17 protein-coding genes are annotated in these 16,243 nt (G+C 38.8%); 8 read left to right on the plus strand and 9 right to left on the minus strand.

Annotated elements, in window-relative coordinates; genetic code table 11:
- The first annotated feature begins 51 nt into the window (after positions 1-51).
- Positions 52-2,580: a TonB-dependent receptor gene (locus tag ACQR30_RS06765; RefSeq protein WP_429733107.1), complete on the plus strand. Its 2,529-nt coding sequence runs from the start codon at positions 52-54 to the stop codon at positions 2,578-2,580.
- A 115-nt stretch (positions 2,581-2,695) separates the two neighbouring features.
- On the opposite strand, the gene ACQR30_RS06770 is transcribed toward ACQR30_RS06765, so the two are convergent.
- The 3 genes from ACQR30_RS06770 to gltX are packed head-to-tail and all read right to left on the minus strand — an operon-like array spanning position 2,696 to position 5,873.
- Positions 2,696-3,499 (minus strand): 5'-nucleotidase, lipoprotein e(P4) family, encoded by an 804-nt coding sequence (locus ACQR30_RS06770; protein WP_429733110.1) that lies wholly within the window; start codon positions 3,497-3,499, stop codon positions 2,696-2,698.
- A 21-nt stretch (positions 3,500-3,520) separates the two neighbouring features.
- A complete protein-coding gene (gene proC, locus ACQR30_RS06775; RefSeq protein ID WP_429733113.1) occupies positions 3,521-4,321 on the minus strand; it encodes a pyrroline-5-carboxylate reductase in 801 nt (266 codons plus the stop codon).
- Between the two features lie 13 nt (positions 4,322-4,334).
- Positions 4,335-5,873, minus strand: coding sequence for a glutamate--tRNA ligase (gltX, locus tag ACQR30_RS06780; protein WP_429733116.1), 1,539 nt, complete (start codon positions 5,871-5,873; stop codon positions 4,335-4,337).
- Between the two features lie 347 nt (positions 5,874-6,220).
- Between gltX and ACQR30_RS06785 the strand changes: the two genes are divergently transcribed.
- From ACQR30_RS06785 to ACQR30_RS06805, 5 genes are all read left to right on the plus strand, one after another.
- Complete coding sequence (locus tag ACQR30_RS06785) at positions 6,221-7,513, plus strand: aminopeptidase P family protein (RefSeq protein WP_429733119.1); 1,293 nt, start codon at positions 6,221-6,223, stop codon at positions 7,511-7,513.
- A 223-nt stretch (positions 7,514-7,736) separates the two neighbouring features.
- Positions 7,737-8,471, plus strand: a complete 735-nt coding sequence (locus tag ACQR30_RS06790) for a CDP-alcohol phosphatidyltransferase family protein (protein ID WP_429733121.1) — start codon at positions 7,737-7,739, stop codon at positions 8,469-8,471.
- Between the two features lie 71 nt (positions 8,472-8,542).
- The gene (purS, locus tag ACQR30_RS06795) at positions 8,543-8,788 is read left to right on the plus strand and encodes a phosphoribosylformylglycinamidine synthase subunit PurS (RefSeq protein ID WP_429733123.1); all 246 of its coding nucleotides are present in this window, start codon (positions 8,543-8,545) and stop codon (positions 8,786-8,788) included.
- A 110-nt stretch (positions 8,789-8,898) separates the two neighbouring features.
- Entirely contained in the window at positions 8,899-9,564 is a 666-nt protein-coding gene (rsmI, locus tag ACQR30_RS06800; protein WP_429733125.1) for a 16S rRNA (cytidine(1402)-2'-O)-methyltransferase, read from the plus strand.
- 42 nt (positions 9,565-9,606) lie between these two features.
- Positions 9,607-10,053: a PepSY-like domain-containing protein gene (locus ACQR30_RS06805; protein ID WP_429733128.1), complete on the plus strand. Its 447-nt coding sequence runs from the start codon at positions 9,607-9,609 to the stop codon at positions 10,051-10,053.
- Here the strand turns inward: ACQR30_RS06805 and rnhA are convergent.
- Entirely contained in the window at positions 10,048-10,512 is a 465-nt protein-coding gene (rnhA, locus tag ACQR30_RS06810) for a ribonuclease HI (protein ID WP_429733131.1), read from the minus strand. The genes ACQR30_RS06805 and rnhA overlap by 6 nt on opposite strands.
- Before the next feature lie 245 nt (positions 10,513-10,757).
- On the opposite strand from rnhA, the gene ACQR30_RS06815 reads away from it, so the two are divergent.
- Complete coding sequence (locus tag ACQR30_RS06815) at positions 10,758-11,792, plus strand: aspartate aminotransferase family protein (RefSeq protein WP_429733134.1); 1,035 nt, start codon at positions 10,758-10,760, stop codon at positions 11,790-11,792.
- A 696-nt stretch (positions 11,793-12,488) separates the two neighbouring features.
- Positions 12,489-13,055: a hypothetical protein gene (locus tag ACQR30_RS06820; protein WP_429733137.1), complete on the plus strand. Its 567-nt coding sequence runs from the start codon at positions 12,489-12,491 to the stop codon at positions 13,053-13,055.
- Here the strand turns inward: ACQR30_RS06820 and ACQR30_RS06825 are convergent.
- The 5 genes from ACQR30_RS06825 to ACQR30_RS06845 form a co-directional block, all read right to left on the minus strand.
- Positions 13,052-13,687, minus strand: coding sequence for a carbonic anhydrase (locus ACQR30_RS06825; RefSeq protein WP_429733140.1), 636 nt, complete (start codon positions 13,685-13,687; stop codon positions 13,052-13,054). The genes ACQR30_RS06820 and ACQR30_RS06825 overlap by 4 nt on opposite strands.
- Positions 13,688-13,718: 31 nt before the next feature.
- Positions 13,719-14,474, minus strand: coding sequence for a 3-oxoacyl-[acyl-carrier-protein] reductase (fabG, locus tag ACQR30_RS06830; protein ID WP_429733143.1), 756 nt, complete (start codon positions 14,472-14,474; stop codon positions 13,719-13,721).
- Between the two features lie 50 nt (positions 14,475-14,524).
- Positions 14,525-14,998, minus strand: coding sequence for a DUF5362 family protein (locus tag ACQR30_RS06835; RefSeq protein WP_429733146.1), 474 nt, complete (start codon positions 14,996-14,998; stop codon positions 14,525-14,527).
- 29 nt (positions 14,999-15,027) lie between these two features.
- Entirely contained in the window at positions 15,028-15,243 is a 216-nt protein-coding gene (locus ACQR30_RS06840) for a hypothetical protein (RefSeq protein ID WP_429733149.1), read from the minus strand.
- A 33-nt stretch (positions 15,244-15,276) separates the two neighbouring features.
- A partial coding sequence (locus tag ACQR30_RS06845) for a GH3 family domain-containing protein (protein WP_429733152.1) occupies positions 15,277-16,243 on the minus strand: 967 nt, incomplete at its 5' end.

The following is a 16,243-nucleotide window of genomic DNA, read 5'->3' on the forward strand; positions in this document are numbered from 1 at the left end:
ATTGCAATATTGTTGCATTTATATGGTTCTTAAATTAGCTTAAATCATTTTATGAAACTAAGACTGTTCACACTTGCCTTGTTTTTGTTTACTTGTATGACTGTATTTTCTGCTCCGACAAAGGATAAAGGGAAAGACGACGGAACAATTGTGGTCGCTTTGAGTGGCACTATTACCGATAAGGCTGGTGGACAGGCACTTGGTGGGGCTTCTATTTCTATTCCTGACCTTAAAAAAGGAGCGATTGCTGATGATAAAGGGAAATATATTATCAAAGGCATTCCTAAAGGAATTTATTTAGTTGAGATCAGCTACATTGGCTATGCGACGTTTACCCAGCGAGTAAGTTTTTCCAAATCGATCACGCTTGATGCTCAATTAAAATCATCATCGATGGAAGAAGATGCGGTAATCGTAACAGGCGTTAGCAGGGCGACCAACATAAAACTCGCGCCTGTTCCTATGGTCGCAGTGAGTAAGGCGGAAATAAATATGAATGCAGCTGCCGGCAATGTTATTGCCGAAATCGCCAATGTACCGGGGGTAAGTGCTGTAACCACAGGGCCTAATATTTCTAAACCTTTTATTCGGGGCTTAGGCTACAATAGGGTTGTAACCGCCGAAGATGGCATTCGTCAAGAAGGGCAGCAATGGGGAGATGAGCATGGAATCGAAGTAGATCAAAACGCTATTGACCGAGTAGAAGTGATCAAGGGGCCGGCCAGCTTGACTTTTGGCCCCGATGCTATTGGTGGAGTTGTTAATTTGATTACGGCTTCTCCTGTACCTGAAGGGAAGATTTTGGGTTCTTTAAGTGGCGTGTATGGTACTAACAATGGTTTGGTGAATAGTTCTTTTAAGCTGCAAGGCAATAACAAGGGCTTTGTTTGGGGAACAGTTCTTTCCGATAAAGAGGCTAAAAATTATCAGAATCAAAAAGATGGAAGAGTATATGCTACCAATTATAAAGAGCGTGATGCAAGAGTAATGGTGGGTTTAAATAAGTCCTGGGGATATTCTTATCTGAATGCTTCTTTGTTTGACGATCAACAAGCCATTCCGGATGGTAGCCGCGATTCAATTACCAGAAAATTTACCAAACAAATTACGGACGAAGATGAGACGCGTCCAATCGTTTCTGAATCAGAATTAAATTCTTATAAAATTCCGGCGTTGCACCAGCATGTGCAGTTGTACACTATTTACGATAAAAGTAGTATTCATTTAGGCAGTGGGAATCTTTTAATAAATCTCAGCTATCAATATAGCCATAGACGCGAGTTTACGCATCCGACAAAGACCAGTATTCCCGGTTTAAATTTGCAATTGAGTACTTACACTTATGATGTAAAATATAATTTTGATTTAGGAAAGGGGTATGAACCTTCTGTCGGTATCAACGGAATGTATCAAAACAATGTACTGGGCTATGGGACGGATTTCCCTATACCTGCTTATCATCAGTTTGATTTTGGCCCCTTCTTGGTTATTAAAAAACAGTTTGGAAAATTAGATCTTTCGGGTGGTGTGCGTTTGGATACGCGCTCTTTTACCGGAGATGCAGCCTATGTTGATGACTCAACAGAATTTTATCCAAAACTTTATACGGGGCCGAATCCAACGACGACACCCAATGTCACACGGCAATTTGCAGCTTTGAAGAAGAGCTTTTCTGGTCCTTCTGGAAGTTTGGGCGGCTCTTATAAATTTTCCGATGCAGTCATATTAAAAGCAAATGTCGCTACCGGTTTCAGATCACCTAGCATCGCAGAATTGTCCGCTAACGGAGCTGATCCGGGTTCGCAGATTTATCATGTTGGCAATAGTGATTTTAAACCGGAATACAGTGTGCAGGGTGATTTGGGTGCATTCCTTACTTTACCGAACTTATCTGCAAGTGTAGAGCTATTTGACAATAATATTGAGCATTATATCTTTCAGCAGCAAATGTTGGATGCCAACGGCAACCCCGAAAGAGTGAATGCGGATGGGACGTCCAACCCTAATGGCAATTATAGTAAATTTACTTATGTGCAAAGGAGGGCGCGCATTGATGGTGGCGAATTTAATATAGATATTCATCCTTTTCACTGGTTGCACTTTGAAAACTCTTTGACTTTGACTTATGGAACGAATCTTGGAAATGGCGGAGCTGTTGCTGATAGTTTGAAATACTTGCCTTTTATTCCGCCGGTACATACGCATTCAGAATTGCGTGTCAGTTTTGCAAAAGGAATTGATAAATTGAGAAACGTCTATGCTTTCGTGGGCTTCGATCATTTCAATGCACAAGATCGCTTTTTTAGTGCTTACGGAACAGAAACCTATACCGCCGGTTACAATTTATTGAGTGCGGGTTTGGGTGCTAACTTGATCAATGCAAAAGGAAAGGATATTATAGAATTGTATATTGAGGGAACCAATTTGGCGAATGCAAATTATCAGTCAAATATGAGTCGCTTAAAATATTTCGATAATCCAACTGTGCCAACTGGTGTGCAACCGGGCATTTTTAATATGGGAAGAAATATTAGCTTTAAAGTGGTAGTGCCTTTTGACTTTTCGTCACATAAGGGGTAGTAAAATTTCAATCACTACTTAATGGAAATCTGCTTGGCATTACCATTTGTGCAGCGATAATCGAGAATGCTAAGATTTCTGCTACCTGGTAATATGTTTTTAATAGAAATTCAAATTAATAGGTTTTTGCGTCTGCTTTGACGATGGAATCTTTTTGGGCTGGCGAAAGCTTGTGATCGTAATGATATATGGCGCCTTCCCAATCGCCATAATTTGGATTGGGCAAAATAATGAATCGCTGTCCAAATAATTTTTCATTATTTAATACATTGGTTGTTCTTTCCGCTTCTGTTTTTTTGTCAAATAAAGAGGAAAAGTCGCCAAGGTTGTCACCTAGAAGCAAAACCACGTCATAGTCTTTCTCAATTTGTAAACGTCTTGCTTCTTTGCTTGAACCATCTGTCAGTACTAATAAATGCGCTTTATCTGCATCAGGAAAATTAAATTTCTGCAAATTTTGTAATGTGGCCGCCGCATTTTTTTCATTTCTATTGGTCACATAAAAAATAGTGACATCTTTGGCTGCCGCAAATTTGAAAAAGTTAAATGCACCGACTACGGTATCAGCAGCGGCTTTATTTACCCAATCGTCCCACGAGTTTTGTTCAAAATCTTTTCCCTGTAAGGCTTGGTGTATGGAGTTAGGACTATTGTCCAAAAATGTTTCGTCGATATCAGTAATGACCGCCAGAGGTTTATTTGATTTCTCTTTTTGAATGTAGCTCTCTAAACGAAATCTTGCGATGTTGTAAGCTTGCGCACACAAGGCTTTGTATTCGGCTGCACGCTGCATCCAAACGGAAGTATATAACTTCCCATCGACAACAATGTTGCTTTTGGGTGAAGCTACAATTTGATTGTTCTTTGGGGTGACACAACCGGCAAAAAATAGAAGTCCAAGAAATAAATAACGTTTCATCTTTTAAATTTTCAATGAGACTTACATGTCGTGTACGATTTTTTTGTAGCTCGTAGTAATGCCGCGAATAATAGAAGAACTCAGACCTTGATGCTCCATTTCATTCAAGCCTGCAATGGTGCATCCTTTTGGGGTGGTTACTTTGTCTATTTCTTCCTCAGGGTGTGTGTGTTTCGTTAATAAAAGTTCTGCTGCGCCTTTTACAGTTTGTGCAGCAATTAAAGCTGCAACTTTAGCATTGAAGCCAATTTCCACACCTCCTTGAATATTGGCGCGGATATAGCGCATGGCAAAAGCTGTACCGCAGGCTCCGAGTACCGTGGCAGCGTCCATGAGTTTTTCTTCAATGATAACTGACTTGCCTAATTGATTAAACAAACCACTTACGAAATCTGATTGGTCTTTAGAAGTGTTGTGACCGCAAATACAAGTCATGCTTTCTTGAATCGCAATGGCTGTATTTGGCATGGCGCGAACAATAGCGAAATCTTTACCGATCATTTCAATTAAATCTTTTATCCAAATACCAGTGACTACACTGATTATAACTTGCTTATTGGCTTTAAGAGTAGGTTTTATCTCTGTGAGAATATCTTTTATTTGAAAGGGCTTGATAGCAAGAATTATATAATCGGCATTTGCCGCTGCCTCTTTATTGTCGCTTAAAATATTCGCACCTTTCTCTTTTAAATGTGCTAATGTTTCAATATTCCTTTTAGTAATAGAAATATTTTCAGCTTTTGAAAAGCCACTGTTGATAAGTCCTTCAGCAATTGCCGAACCAAGATTACCTCCGCCGATGATGGCTATATTTTTGCTCATGATTTTAAAAATTTCATTTTTCTTTACTTAACAATCCCAATGCGTTTTTTATTCTTTTTATTGTCTCTTCTTTGCCAATATTAGCGGCAATATCAAATACATGTGGGCCAAACTTCCCACCTACCAGCATTATCCGGAAAGGTAACATTACCACACCCGGTTTTAATTGTGAGGCTGCTGCCATTTCTTTAAAGGAATGTTCTAATGTTTCTGCATCAAAGGAGGTTGCCAACTCATAAGAACGAATTAACTCAATAAAAAAGGTATTTTTATGCTCATCCCATTTTGGCTCAATGGCTGCGATATCGATAGTTTCCGGTGTCCGGAAGAAGAAAGACGCTTGCTCTACGAAGTCAGGTAATAAGGTACAACGTTCTTTTACTAAATCAATTACTTTCAGTAAATGGCCTTCATCTTTTATGGCAATATTTTTTTCGGAAAAAACTTTTTTTACATGAGGTAATAGCTTTTCAGCGGATAGTTTTTTAATCCATTCGTGATTGAACCATAAAGCTTTTTCATAATTAAATTTTGCGCCGCCTTTATGAATTCTCTCTACGGAAAATTTTTCGATCAGCTCTTCCATCGAAAAAACTTCCTGCTCACTTCCGTCATTCCAGCCCAGCATGGCTAACATATTTACAAACGCTTCCGGCAAAAAGCCACGCTCGCGGAAACCTTGTGTAGCCTCATTTGTGCGTGGATCGGTCCAGTTCATGGCAAATACTGGAAAACCTAATCGTTCTCCGTCGCGTTTACTCAACTTACCCTTGCCATCCGGTTTTAATATCAACGGTAAATGGGCCCATTGCGGCATATTTTCCAGCCCAAATAAATGCTTCCAAATTAATACATGCACGGGTGCACTTGGCAACCATTCTTCTCCACGAAAAGATTGTGTGATCTTCATTAAGTAATCGTCCACGACAACAGCCAAATGATAGGTAGGCATGCCATCTGCCTTCAGCAAAACTTTATCATCGACCTCCGATGAATTAAAATGCACTACCCCACGAATCATGTCTTCAAATTGAATCATTTCATTAAATGGCATTTTCACGCGGATAACGTGTGGTGTATTTTTTGCTAATAAACTGGCTGTTTCCGCTTTACTTAAACTCAATGAATTGCGCATTTGCAGACGAAGAGTTGCATCATATCTCGGAGAAGGGTTGGTATCTGTTTTGAAGGTGATACGCATTTGTTCCAGTTCTTCCGGTGTGTCGAATGCGTAATAGGCATAACCTTTTTCGACTAATTGTTCTCCGTATTGTCTATAATCTGCCTTGCGTTCACTTTGGCGATAGGGCCCATATTCACCGCCAATCAAAGGACTTTCGTCGGGCTCCATGCCACACCATTTAAGTGTCTCGTAAATATATTGTTCCGCCCCTTCCACAAAACGTGTTTGGTCGGTATCTTCTATACGCAATATGAATTTACCGTTGTTTTGTTTGGTAAATAAATAATTGAAAAGGACGGTGCGTACGCCGCCTAAATGTAACCCGCCCGTAGGGGAGGGTGCAAAACGAGTTCTTATATTTTTGTCCATAGCAGGGCAAAGATAATTTGATAATTCGTTAATTTGATAATTCACGAAGAAATGAAAGAGGAATTGGAGATTTTTAGAAGTGAACGTTTACTTTTTTGTCGACCCGGGCAATAAGGCTAATCGTACAAGTATCTTTTTCTTGTTTAATTTTTACTTCCCGGAAAATCTATTTTAACTTAAAAAATAAGAATACGACAATTGTGTAAATAGCTTCTGTTTTAGTTGCATGGAATATTTGTTGGGCATTCTATAAGTGTTAATCTTGCCGAAGTTATCTGCTCCTTATTTCTACAATAGAATTAGAACCTTTAACTTGCAATATATATCTAACGAGAAAATTGAGTACAATGAAACATTTGCCCATCATTAATACATTATTTATAGAGAATCGCAGGCGCTTTGTAAAACAAATGCAGCCCAATAGTATCGCTATTTTTAACAGTAACGACGAAATGCCCAATGATGCAGATTCCCTGCACCGATTTTCTCAAAATAGTGATCTATACTGGCTCACAGGCATTCAACAAGAAGATACGATGTTGATTCTGTTTCCTGACAATATTGATCGCAAATATCGTGAGGTATTGGTACTTGTTCGCCCAAATGAATTGAAAGAAAAATGGAACGGCCATCGCCTTCGTGTAGGGGAAGCACAAGCTATTTCAGGTATTGAAACGATTATCTGGTTAGATACATTAGATGCTTTTTTATTGCCATGGGTGCATGCAGCTGAAAATATTTATCTGAATAGCAATGAGCACGATAGAAAGGGTGCGTCTGGTGTTATAACGCGCGATTATCGGTTTATTGAGGAAATGAAAAAGCGTTTTCCTTTGCATCATTATTTACGTGCTGCGAAAATTACCCATGCTTTACGTGCTGTAAAAACGCCTTATGAGATAAAAGTGATCCAAGAAGCGGTAGATATTACCGCCAAAGCTTTTAGAAGGGTTTTGGGTTTTGTAAAACCTGATGTTTTTGAATACGAAATAGAGGCGGAAATTATCCATGAATTTTTACGCAACCGTTCCAAAGGGGAAGCTTATAGCAGTATCATTGCGAGTGGTGACAGGGCGCGTATACTGCATTATATCGATAATAACCAGCAGTGCAAAGAGGGAGATTTAATATTGATGGATTTTGGAGCAGAATATGGCGGTTACAATGCGGATCTTACCCGCACCATTCCGGTAAATGGCAAATTTTCAAAACGTCAAAAAGAAGTATACAATGCTTGTTTACAGTTACATCATTATTGCGCAAGCATTCTAAAGCCAGGTATTGCGCTGGTAGCTTATCATGAAAAAGTAGCGGACGAAGCGACTAAGATTTTTCAAAAAATAGGATTGCTTACGAAAGCCGATGTAAAAAATGAGGATCCGGAAAATAGGGCATACCGCAAATATTTATACCACGGTATTTCGCATCATCTAGGTATTGATGTACATGACGTGGGCACCAAAACCGCACCGCTAACGGCCGGCATGGTATTGACCATAGAGCCAGGCATCTATATTGAAGAAGAGAAAATGGGCATTCGTATTGAAAACGATTATGCGCTTACCAAAACAGGTAATAGAGATCTGATGAAAAGTATTCCGATTACCGTGGAAGAAATTGAAAAGTTGATGAAAGGCTGAACGTTGACCAGGGCTAAGTAGCTATGGACGCCTGCTTTTTTTAAAAACGTAGATTCGACGAAGCTAATGCGGGGAGTCCGAGAAGCAACAAGGCTAAGATACATGAATGGTTTTCTATATGGTTAGGATACTTTTCGACCTTTAGGCGCTTAAAGGAAGAAACAGTTCAGATTTTGGTTTTCCTCGTCAATAAATTTACTTTTGAGTGCTTAATTTTTTATAAATGAGAAAACATATTGCTAATTGTTTTACGCTGCTGAATCTTGTGTTTGGTTGTTTGGCTGTGATTTATATTCTAGATGGTTTTGGAAATGCATCGCTAAATAACATGTATTTTGCTTCGATTTTTATTTGTTGCGCTGCAGTAGTTGATTTCTTGGACGGTTTGATTGCGCGCTTGCTCAATGCCGCTTCTGAGCTCGGCAAACAATTGGATTCACTGGCTGACTTGGTAAGTTTTGGGGTCGCGCCGGGCTTAATTATTTTTCAGTTTTTGAAAATAAGTATCGCCCGGAATCATCCTGAATTTGCTGAAAATATTTGGCGCTTACTGCCTGCTTTACTGGTACCTTGCGCGGGCGCTTTCAGGTTGGCGCGCTTTAATTTGAGTAAAAGCAAAAGTTTGAATTTTGAAGGGATGCCCATTCCGGCAGCAGGAATTTTCGTGGCTTCACTACCGGTAATCTATTCTTTTAATCATTTTGATTTTGTAGAAACTTTACTGCAAAATGGCGTGTTTTGGTACGGCGTTATTTTTGTTGTAAGTTTTCTGATGATTTCTACTCTTCCGATGATGAGCATGAAATTTAAAAATCTTGCCTTTAAACAAAACTGGCCTAAATTTTTATTGGTTGTCATTACTGTTTTGTTGGTTATATCATTGAAGTGGCTGGCTGTACCTATCGTATTCTTATTATATGTGTTATTGTCTTTGATTACGCTTAGCAAAGAGAAATAACATTAATTCTGCTACTAATTTCGTTCAGCGCAAAATTTTAATTTACATTTGCCGTTCAAAATATTATCATTATGATTTATAATATACAGATAAAAGTGATGCCTTTAAAAGAACTGCTTGATCCACAAGGAAAAGCTGTAATTGGCAGTTTGAAAAATTTGGATATTCATAGCGTGCAAGATATACGTATTGGCAAGCATATCACCTTACAGATCGAGGCAGAAAGCGAAAATGCTGCTAAGGAAATTGCGGAAACTACAGCCACCAAATTGTTGGCTAATCCTGTAATGGAATATTTTGAAATTGAGCTTGCGTAGAATTTGGACGCTTAATGTAGAAAGCCTGACCCTTTAGCTTTATATAGTGCTTTACTTTAAGCGTGTGGTGGGTAATTTTAATTATTTATTTTTACTTATTCATTAAGGAAATGCTTTATTTAGTTCCCACCCCATTAGGCAATTTAAAGGATATCACGCTTCGCTCTATTGAGGTGCTCAAATCCGTGGATTTAATTCTTTGTGAAGACACGCGTACTTCAGCCAAATTGTTGAAGCATTATGATATTCAAAACCCTGTTTCTGCTTACCATCAGCATAATGAACATAAAGTTTTGCAACATATTGCCGACCAGTTGGAAGCGGGTAAAAACATGGCATTAATTACCGATGCGGGTACACCCGGTATTTCCGATCCTGCTTTTTTGCTGGTGCGTGAATGTGCTAAACGAGAAATAAAAGTGGAGTGTCTCCCCGGCGCTACTGCCTTTGTTCTGGCCATTGTCAACAGTGGATTACCTTGTAACCGTTTTTGTTTTGAAGGATTTTTGCCTTTAAAAAAAGGCCGCCAGACCTTGTTTAAAAAATTGGCCGAAGAAGAGCGTACAATGATTTTTTATGAAAGTCCCATGCGCCTCGTAAAAACTTTGACCGAAATGATGGAATATTTTGGTACAGACAGACCTTGTAGTGTTAGCAGAGAGTTAACTAAGTTATTTGAAGAGACCAAACGCGGTTCCTTGCACGATGTTTGTGACTATTTTCGGATTAAACCGGTAAAAGGAGAAATTGTAATCGTTGTTCAAGGCAAGGATTGATAATGTCCTCCGGATTTTTTATTTATCCAAAAATATTTCCTCATGAAACTTTTAATAACAGGTCTGCTTTCGATTTTCCTGAGTTTTTCTATGGTCAACGCGCAAATTAGAAACGTGCCCCCCGTAGTAAAAGCTACGATTCAGCAGCAATTCCCCAATGCGAAACATATTGACTACTCTGATTATTTGGCTTACTATCAAGTAACGTTTACCAACAACGAATCCCCTACAACCGTTATTATTACTAACAAGGGAAAAATAAAAGCCACTTCCATAAAGATGCAATATGAAGATTTGCCGTCTACAGTGAAAGATGGGTTTAAGAAAAGTAAATATGCAGATTGGAAAGTAAATGATGTTGCTAAATATTACCAGCCAAGTCGACCCATGCAATACGAAATAAATGCATCAGGAGAATCTTTCATTAGCAAGAAGAAGTTATTCTTTTCAACTGATGGGCAACTGCTGAGCGATAAACAGGTTTTATAAATTTTCTTTTTCGTAAGCCTCGTCAATTAATAAATTTTTTCCGTCTGCGGCAGCCGTAGCCAACTCGTCGCAACGATTGTTGAAAGGATTATCGGCGTGGCCTTTTACCCAATGAAATTTTACTTGGAAATCTTTTGCTATGACGGCGTAGCGCAGCCATAAATCCTTATTCTTTTTACCGCCTTTGAAGTTGGTCTTGATCCATCCATCGAGCCATTTTTTCTCCACACTATTGACCACATACTGACTATCGGTAAAAATAGTAAGCGGGATATTTTTTCTGGTCAGACTTTCTAATGCGACAATTACAGCCAGTAGTTCCATGCGATTGTTGGTAGTATATCTAAAACCCTGACTTATTTCTTTTCTCTTTTCACCAAACATCAATACTGCTCCAAACCCCCCAGGGCCAGGATTTCCACGCGAAGCCCCATCGGTATAAATAATTAATTGCGGCATAGCCGCGAAGATAATGTGTTGATTTGATAATTGACGGATTTGAAGATTTGAAAATTATATCAAAAAACTTATTTAAAAAAGGTGAATTTTCTTGTAACGAATAAGAGCCCTGAACATGCTTTCTCAAATGGAGGAAAGAATGATAGCGATGTTGAAGGGTTTGGAGACTAGGTAATTCGAAGTTAAACTCAATAGCTGAAAATCGATATCCGATAACACTCAAAAGGTTTTACTTTTGCTTTATTATGAACAACCGCCAACTTTTTTTGCAACACGTAGCCCAAACTTCACCCGAACCAATGGGATTGGAAATGGTGAGTGCAAAAGATATTTACCAAACAGATATTGATGGCAAGAAATACGTCGATTTAATTTCCGGGTTTAGTGTTTGCAATATTGGGCATTCACACCCAAAAGTTATTGAGGCCGTGCAAAAACAGGCAGCGCAATATATGCACCTCATCGTATACGGTGAGTTTATTCAGTCGCCGCAAGTGCAATATGCAAAGATGTTGACAGATTTATTGCCGGCGAATTTAGACACTGTTTACTTTACCAATAGCGGGGCGGAAGCTACTGAGGGGGCAATGAAACTGGCGAAAAGGTTTACTAACCGAAGTAAAATAATTGCTTTCAACAAAAGTTATCATGGATCTACGCAGGGTGCATTGAGCGTAATGGGTGATGAATATTTTAGAAATGCTTTTCGTCCTTTGTTACCTGATATTTATCATTTTGATTACAATGATGAAAAAGTAATAGATGAAATTGATGACGATACTGCTTGTGTAATCATGGAAACTGTTCAAGCAGAAGCGGGCATCATCCAGCCAAATAAAGATTGGATAAAGAAAATCAGGGAGAAATGTACAATGACCGGAACACTTTTGATTTTAGATGAGATACAGGCAGGTTTTGGTAGAACGGGATCGCTATGGGCATTTGAGCAGCTTGGCATTGTGCCTGATATTCTATTGTTGGGTAAAGCCTTAGGTGGTGGCATGCCTTTGGGTGCTTTTATCGCCGAAAGAAAAGTCATGAATACCCTTACCTTTAATCCGGTGCTGGGACATATTAGTACCTTTGCCGGCCACCCTGTAAGTTGTGCAGCAGGTAGGGCCGCCCTAGACGTTTTGTTAGATGGGAAATTCATCGAAACTGTAAAAGACAAAGAAAAAATTATCCGTGGAACTTTAGTTCATTCCAAAATAAAAAGCCTTACAACTGCCGGCTTGTGGGCCTGTATTTGTTTTGATAGTTTTGAGACGAACAAAAAGTAATAGATCAATGTATTAAAAATGGACTCATTGTTGATTGGTTTTTGTTTGCACCTGAAGGATTGCGTATTGGTCCACCGCTTATTATTTCTAATGAGGCTTTAAAAAATGCTTGTGAAATAATCATTCAATCAATTGAAGAGGTCCTCTAGTATCTGAAAAAATTATAGAAAGACATCTAGTCACTCTTCCTGCTCTACAATTTCGATCCTTCGGATAAAATTATAGTATTCTTTATCATAATTGGAAGCTGCTTCATAGGAGTCTAGGTTATACTGATATTACTGTCATCGGTTCTAGGGTATCAGATGAGCTGCAAATCGGGAGGTCTTTGCCGGACCATAGACCTTTTTTCTATCCATGCCTGGGTTATTGCCGGTCTAAGAATTCACTGTCCATTTCGCGTTCCTGCCATGCAACAAGCACCCGACTAAGTGTATTAATCACATCTTCTTGTTACATAAAATATATTTTTAGTAGAGATGAATTTTCGTTTTTCTTGCACGATTTTTGATTAAATATTGTTATAACGTGGTGTGACAAAACGTTTTGTATAATAGCAATACAATATTTTGCCAATTCTTCTTTGCCTACTTTTAAAAAGGGAGTATTTGTTTATTGGCATAATATTTATACTTGCTTGATATAGATGTTTGTAACTTTAGGAAACAATTCCACTCACCTTTTAAATTCTGAGCCATGTCAAATCTTATCCATTCTTTACAGAAACATTTAGGGCTTGCAGATTTTTTAAGAGTTAGCCCCAATACGCAAGATGTAAAAGCGAGCAAAGTAAAAGACCGTTCAACTTTATTAGCCCAGGCTTGTATAACGTCAGTTTTATTAGGACTATATCAATACACGAGAGATGTAGATAATGCAGTCTGCCTATTAAAACCCAAACAAAAAGAGACTTGGCTGGAGGTTATCTTTAATCGTTATCCGACGCTACTTGAACAACGCATTATGCATTATACAGGAACCGACTCTGAAACGGTCAGACATTCTTTGTTAAATATCGCTGATAAATCGGTAGAAGAAATACAGACATATTTAGGGCCAAAGGCGACCGGTGAAGAGGTGAAACACTATATGTCCAATCAACGTAACCATATTTTATCTTATTTGCCCAGTGAATTAAGAGCGGGTGAGTCAGTACATAGCAGCTCTTTAGACGATGCATCTAATAAGATGCATGGGCCTTTTTCAGATTTTATGCACTGGTTCGAAGAGTTCTTTGCCGATTCGCAAAAGCCTTTGTATTAAATGTCGTCGTAGACATACAGAGGATCTATTGCATCGCCGGGATGCATTTCGAATATGGGATTGATGATGCCGTCTTTTAAACCATAAACCCAGCCATGCAAGTGCGGTAAAGATTCGTGTGCCCAGGCACGTTGTACAATAGATGTTTTGGCCAAATGCTTTACTTGCTCTATTACATTTAGTTCCACCAGGCGATCTGTTTTTTGGGCGGGGTTGGTGATGTTTTCCAACTCATCTTTATACAAGCTATACACGTCTTTTATTTGCCTGATCCACATATTTAACACCAAATCGAAATTGTGGTTGGAGAGTGCAGCACCTACACCACCGCAGCCATAATGTCCGCAAACAACTATATGCTTTACATGTAATTGTCGTACCGCATAATCCAATACACTTAAGAGGTTTACATCGGTATGAATAACAAGGTTGGCAATATTTCGATGTACAAAAATTTCGCCGGGCTGTGTGCCTGTTATTTTATCCGCCGGTACACGACTGTCGCTACAACCAATCCATAATATCTCCGGTGTCTGTAATTTGGCGAGATCGGTAAAGAAGTCCGGCTTTTCTGCAACTGTTTTTTCCGCCCATTTCTTATTCTCGGCCAGTACTTTTCTTATAATTTCCATAATTATTAATTAACGTTTTTTGTAAGTAATCTTAGATATTCAATCCGCCACAGGTGCTGATAACTTGGCCGGTGATATAGGAGCTTAAGTCCGAAGCGAGGAACAAAGTGGTATTCGCAATTTCCTCGGCTTTGCCAAATCGACCCAATGGAATATTTTTTAAATACGCTTCCCCCGCATTCCCTTCCTTCAAATAATTAGTCATATCCGTTTCTATAAAGCCTGGTGCAATAGCATTACAGCGAATATTGCGGGTGCCCAATTCTTTTGCAATAGACTGCGTAAAACCGATAATGCCTGCTTTAGAAGCCGCGTAGCTGCTCTGTCCTGCATTTCCGCTGACGCCTACAATGGAACTCATATTGATAATGCTACCCGATTTTGCTTTCATCATTGGGCGAATAACTTGTTTGGTGATGTTGTAGACGCTTGTGAGGTTGGTATGAATAACATCATTCCACTGTTCAGCAGTCATGCGTAGTAATAAATTATCTTTACTGATGCCTGCATTATTTACACAAATATCGACGGTTCCAAAGACTTTTACTACATCATTTACAAAAGATTCGGCGGCTTCAAAATCTGCAGCATTGCTTTGGTAGGCTCTTGCTTTTACACCTAAGGCTTGTAATTTTTTTTCCAACACTTCCGCTTTTTCTTTGCTACTGTCGCTCACGTAAGTGAAGGCGATATGCGCGCCGTTTTCCGCTAATTTTAAGGCGATAGCTTCACCAATACCACGTGCTGCGCCGGTAACGATGGCTACTTTATCTTTTAATAAATTCATTGAATGTTTTTTATAGAGGGCAAATATACGAAATCGTTGCTCTTTTCAATTTAACGTATGGAGCCTATGGCACCTATAATCATTAGAAGTAGAAATATTAATGCATAAATGCATAATATTACAATCAACAGAATGCCTATAAATTTAAACATCTTTCTTTGGTGCTCTAATGCCTGTTCTAAAAGTTGTTGATCAGTTGTGGTAATAGCTAATTTCATCTTTTTTGAAAAATGATACAACTGATTTGTTGGGTAAAGATAGAGTAGGCCAATAAGAATATATAGTAGGACAATAAAAGTAGCGCTAAACAACCCTAACCCTGGGTAAGGCGTCGGCATCAATGAGCTTGCGATAGAAGCGCTAAAAGTAATTCCGATGCCCACTAAAATTAAAAGTCCGATCATGGCAAACCCTGCAATTGCCAAAAACTTTGTCCATACCGTAGTGGAGGCTAAAGTGGATTTGACAGTGGCCGAGAAGTGCAATGTTTCTTTTTCCTGTTCCAAGAATTGATTTTCTTCCATCTTTTAATGTTTTGGTTTATAAAATACAATTAATCTTCGTCTTTGGGTATCTTCGCCAATTGGCGTAGCCAATAAATTGCGAGAATAAACCAAGCTGTCATTATCACAATGTCCATATAGCCCCTTGATTTGTCAAACATACGGATGGCGTTGTAAGCTGCATAGCCATATACAAGCATTGAAACAATAGCAATGATGACACCTATCTGATAAATATTTTTACGCTTGTTTTTTTGTTTTGACATTTTATTTCAATAGGTAATTAAATGGAGGTACCATTAATATTTTGGTTTGATTAAGTTTAAAATTTCATCAACATATTCCCGGCTATTGCTAAGGCGTGGTATTTTATGCTGCCCACCTAATTTGTTTTTGCTTTTTAGCCATTGACTAAAAGTATTTCTTGGGAGAGATCTTATTTGAGGCATTCGTAATGCAATATCTTTTTGACGTTTTGCCTCGTAGTCGCTATTTAGCTTTTTTAAGGCTTCATCGAGCGTTTGTGCAAAAAGATGTAGATCCGCCGGAGGATTTTCAAATTCAAATAACCATTCATGCGCACCATTTTCATTATCAGAAAAATAAATGGGTGCAGCCGTGTATTCAATTACATGACAGTTAAGCAGGTTGCAGGTTTCTGCTATTGCATTGTCTGCGTTGTCTATAATTAATTCTTCGCCAAAGGCATTGATAAAATGTTTTATGCGTCCACTAACTTTTACGCGAAACGGATTTAGCTGGGTGAACTGAAGAGTGTCTCCCAGGAGATAACGCCACAGTCCTCCATTAGTAGAAATTACAGGAGCATAATTTTTATTGAGTTCTACGTGCTTTAATCCGATGGTTTGTGGGTTTTCTTTGCCATATTCTTCGATAGACATAAACTCATAGAAGATACCATGATTTAAAAATAGCAGCATGCCTTCTTCGCCACTGCCATCTTGCGCTGCAAAAAAACCTTCACTGGCATTGTACATTTCCAGATAATGCACTTCATCGCCAAGGATCCTTTCAAATTGTTGTTGATAGGGGGTAAAAGAAACGCCTCCGTGCATATATACTTCTAAGTTGGGCCAAACCTCTTTCAAATTATTTCGCCCGGTAATCTCTAATATACGTTTTGCCAAAACAAGCGTCCAGGTTGGGACCCCAGAAATAGAAGTTACATCTTCATCAATAGTTGATTGCGCTAATGCTTCAATTTTGTTTTCCCATTCGTCCATTAATGCAATGGAAAGTTCCGGT

Source organism: Arachidicoccus sp., assembly GCF_050436765.1.
In the GTDB taxonomy this organism is placed as follows: Bacteria; Bacteroidota; Bacteroidia; order Chitinophagales; family Chitinophagaceae; genus Arachidicoccus.

Coding starts and splice junctions, on each gene's coding strand:
- ACQR30_RS06825 (WP_429733140.1), bottom strand. CDS start 13,687: ATGGAAATTATAAGAAAAGTACTGGCCGAGAATAAGAAATGGGCGGAA.
- ACQR30_RS06770 (WP_429733110.1), bottom strand. CDS start 3,499: ATGAAACGTTATTTATTTCTTGGACTTCTATTTTTTGCCGGTTGTGTC.
- ACQR30_RS06765 (WP_429733107.1), top strand. CDS start 52: ATGAAACTAAGACTGTTCACACTTGCCTTGTTTTTGTTTACTTGTATG.
- ACQR30_RS06785 (WP_429733119.1), top strand. CDS start 6,221: ATGAAACATTTGCCCATCATTAATACATTATTTATAGAGAATCGCAGG.
- ACQR30_RS06840 (WP_429733149.1), bottom strand. CDS start 15,243: ATGTCAAAACAAAAAAACAAGCGTAAAAATATTTATCAGATAGGTGTC.
- ACQR30_RS06835 (WP_429733146.1), bottom strand. CDS start 14,998: ATGGAAGAAAATCAATTCTTGGAACAGGAAAAAGAAACATTGCACTTC.
- rnhA (WP_429733131.1), bottom strand. CDS start 10,512: ATGCCGCAATTAATTATTTATACCGATGGGGCTTCGCGTGGAAATCCT.
- ACQR30_RS06805 (WP_429733128.1), top strand. CDS start 9,607: ATGAAACTTTTAATAACAGGTCTGCTTTCGATTTTCCTGAGTTTTTCT.
- purS (WP_429733123.1), top strand. CDS start 8,543: ATGATTTATAATATACAGATAAAAGTGATGCCTTTAAAAGAACTGCTT.
- ACQR30_RS06820 (WP_429733137.1), top strand. CDS start 12,489: ATGTCAAATCTTATCCATTCTTTACAGAAACATTTAGGGCTTGCAGAT.
- proC (WP_429733113.1), bottom strand. CDS start 4,321: ATGAGCAAAAATATAGCCATCATCGGCGGAGGTAATCTTGGTTCGGCA.
- ACQR30_RS06815 (WP_429733134.1), top strand. CDS start 10,758: ATGAACAACCGCCAACTTTTTTTGCAACACGTAGCCCAAACTTCACCC.
- fabG (WP_429733143.1), bottom strand. CDS start 14,474: ATGAATTTATTAAAAGATAAAGTAGCCATCGTTACCGGCGCAGCACGT.
- rsmI (WP_429733125.1), top strand. CDS start 8,899: ATGCTTTATTTAGTTCCCACCCCATTAGGCAATTTAAAGGATATCACG.
- gltX (WP_429733116.1), bottom strand. CDS start 5,873: ATGGACAAAAATATAAGAACTCGTTTTGCACCCTCCCCTACGGGCGGG.
- ACQR30_RS06790 (WP_429733121.1), top strand. CDS start 7,737: ATGAGAAAACATATTGCTAATTGTTTTACGCTGCTGAATCTTGTGTTT.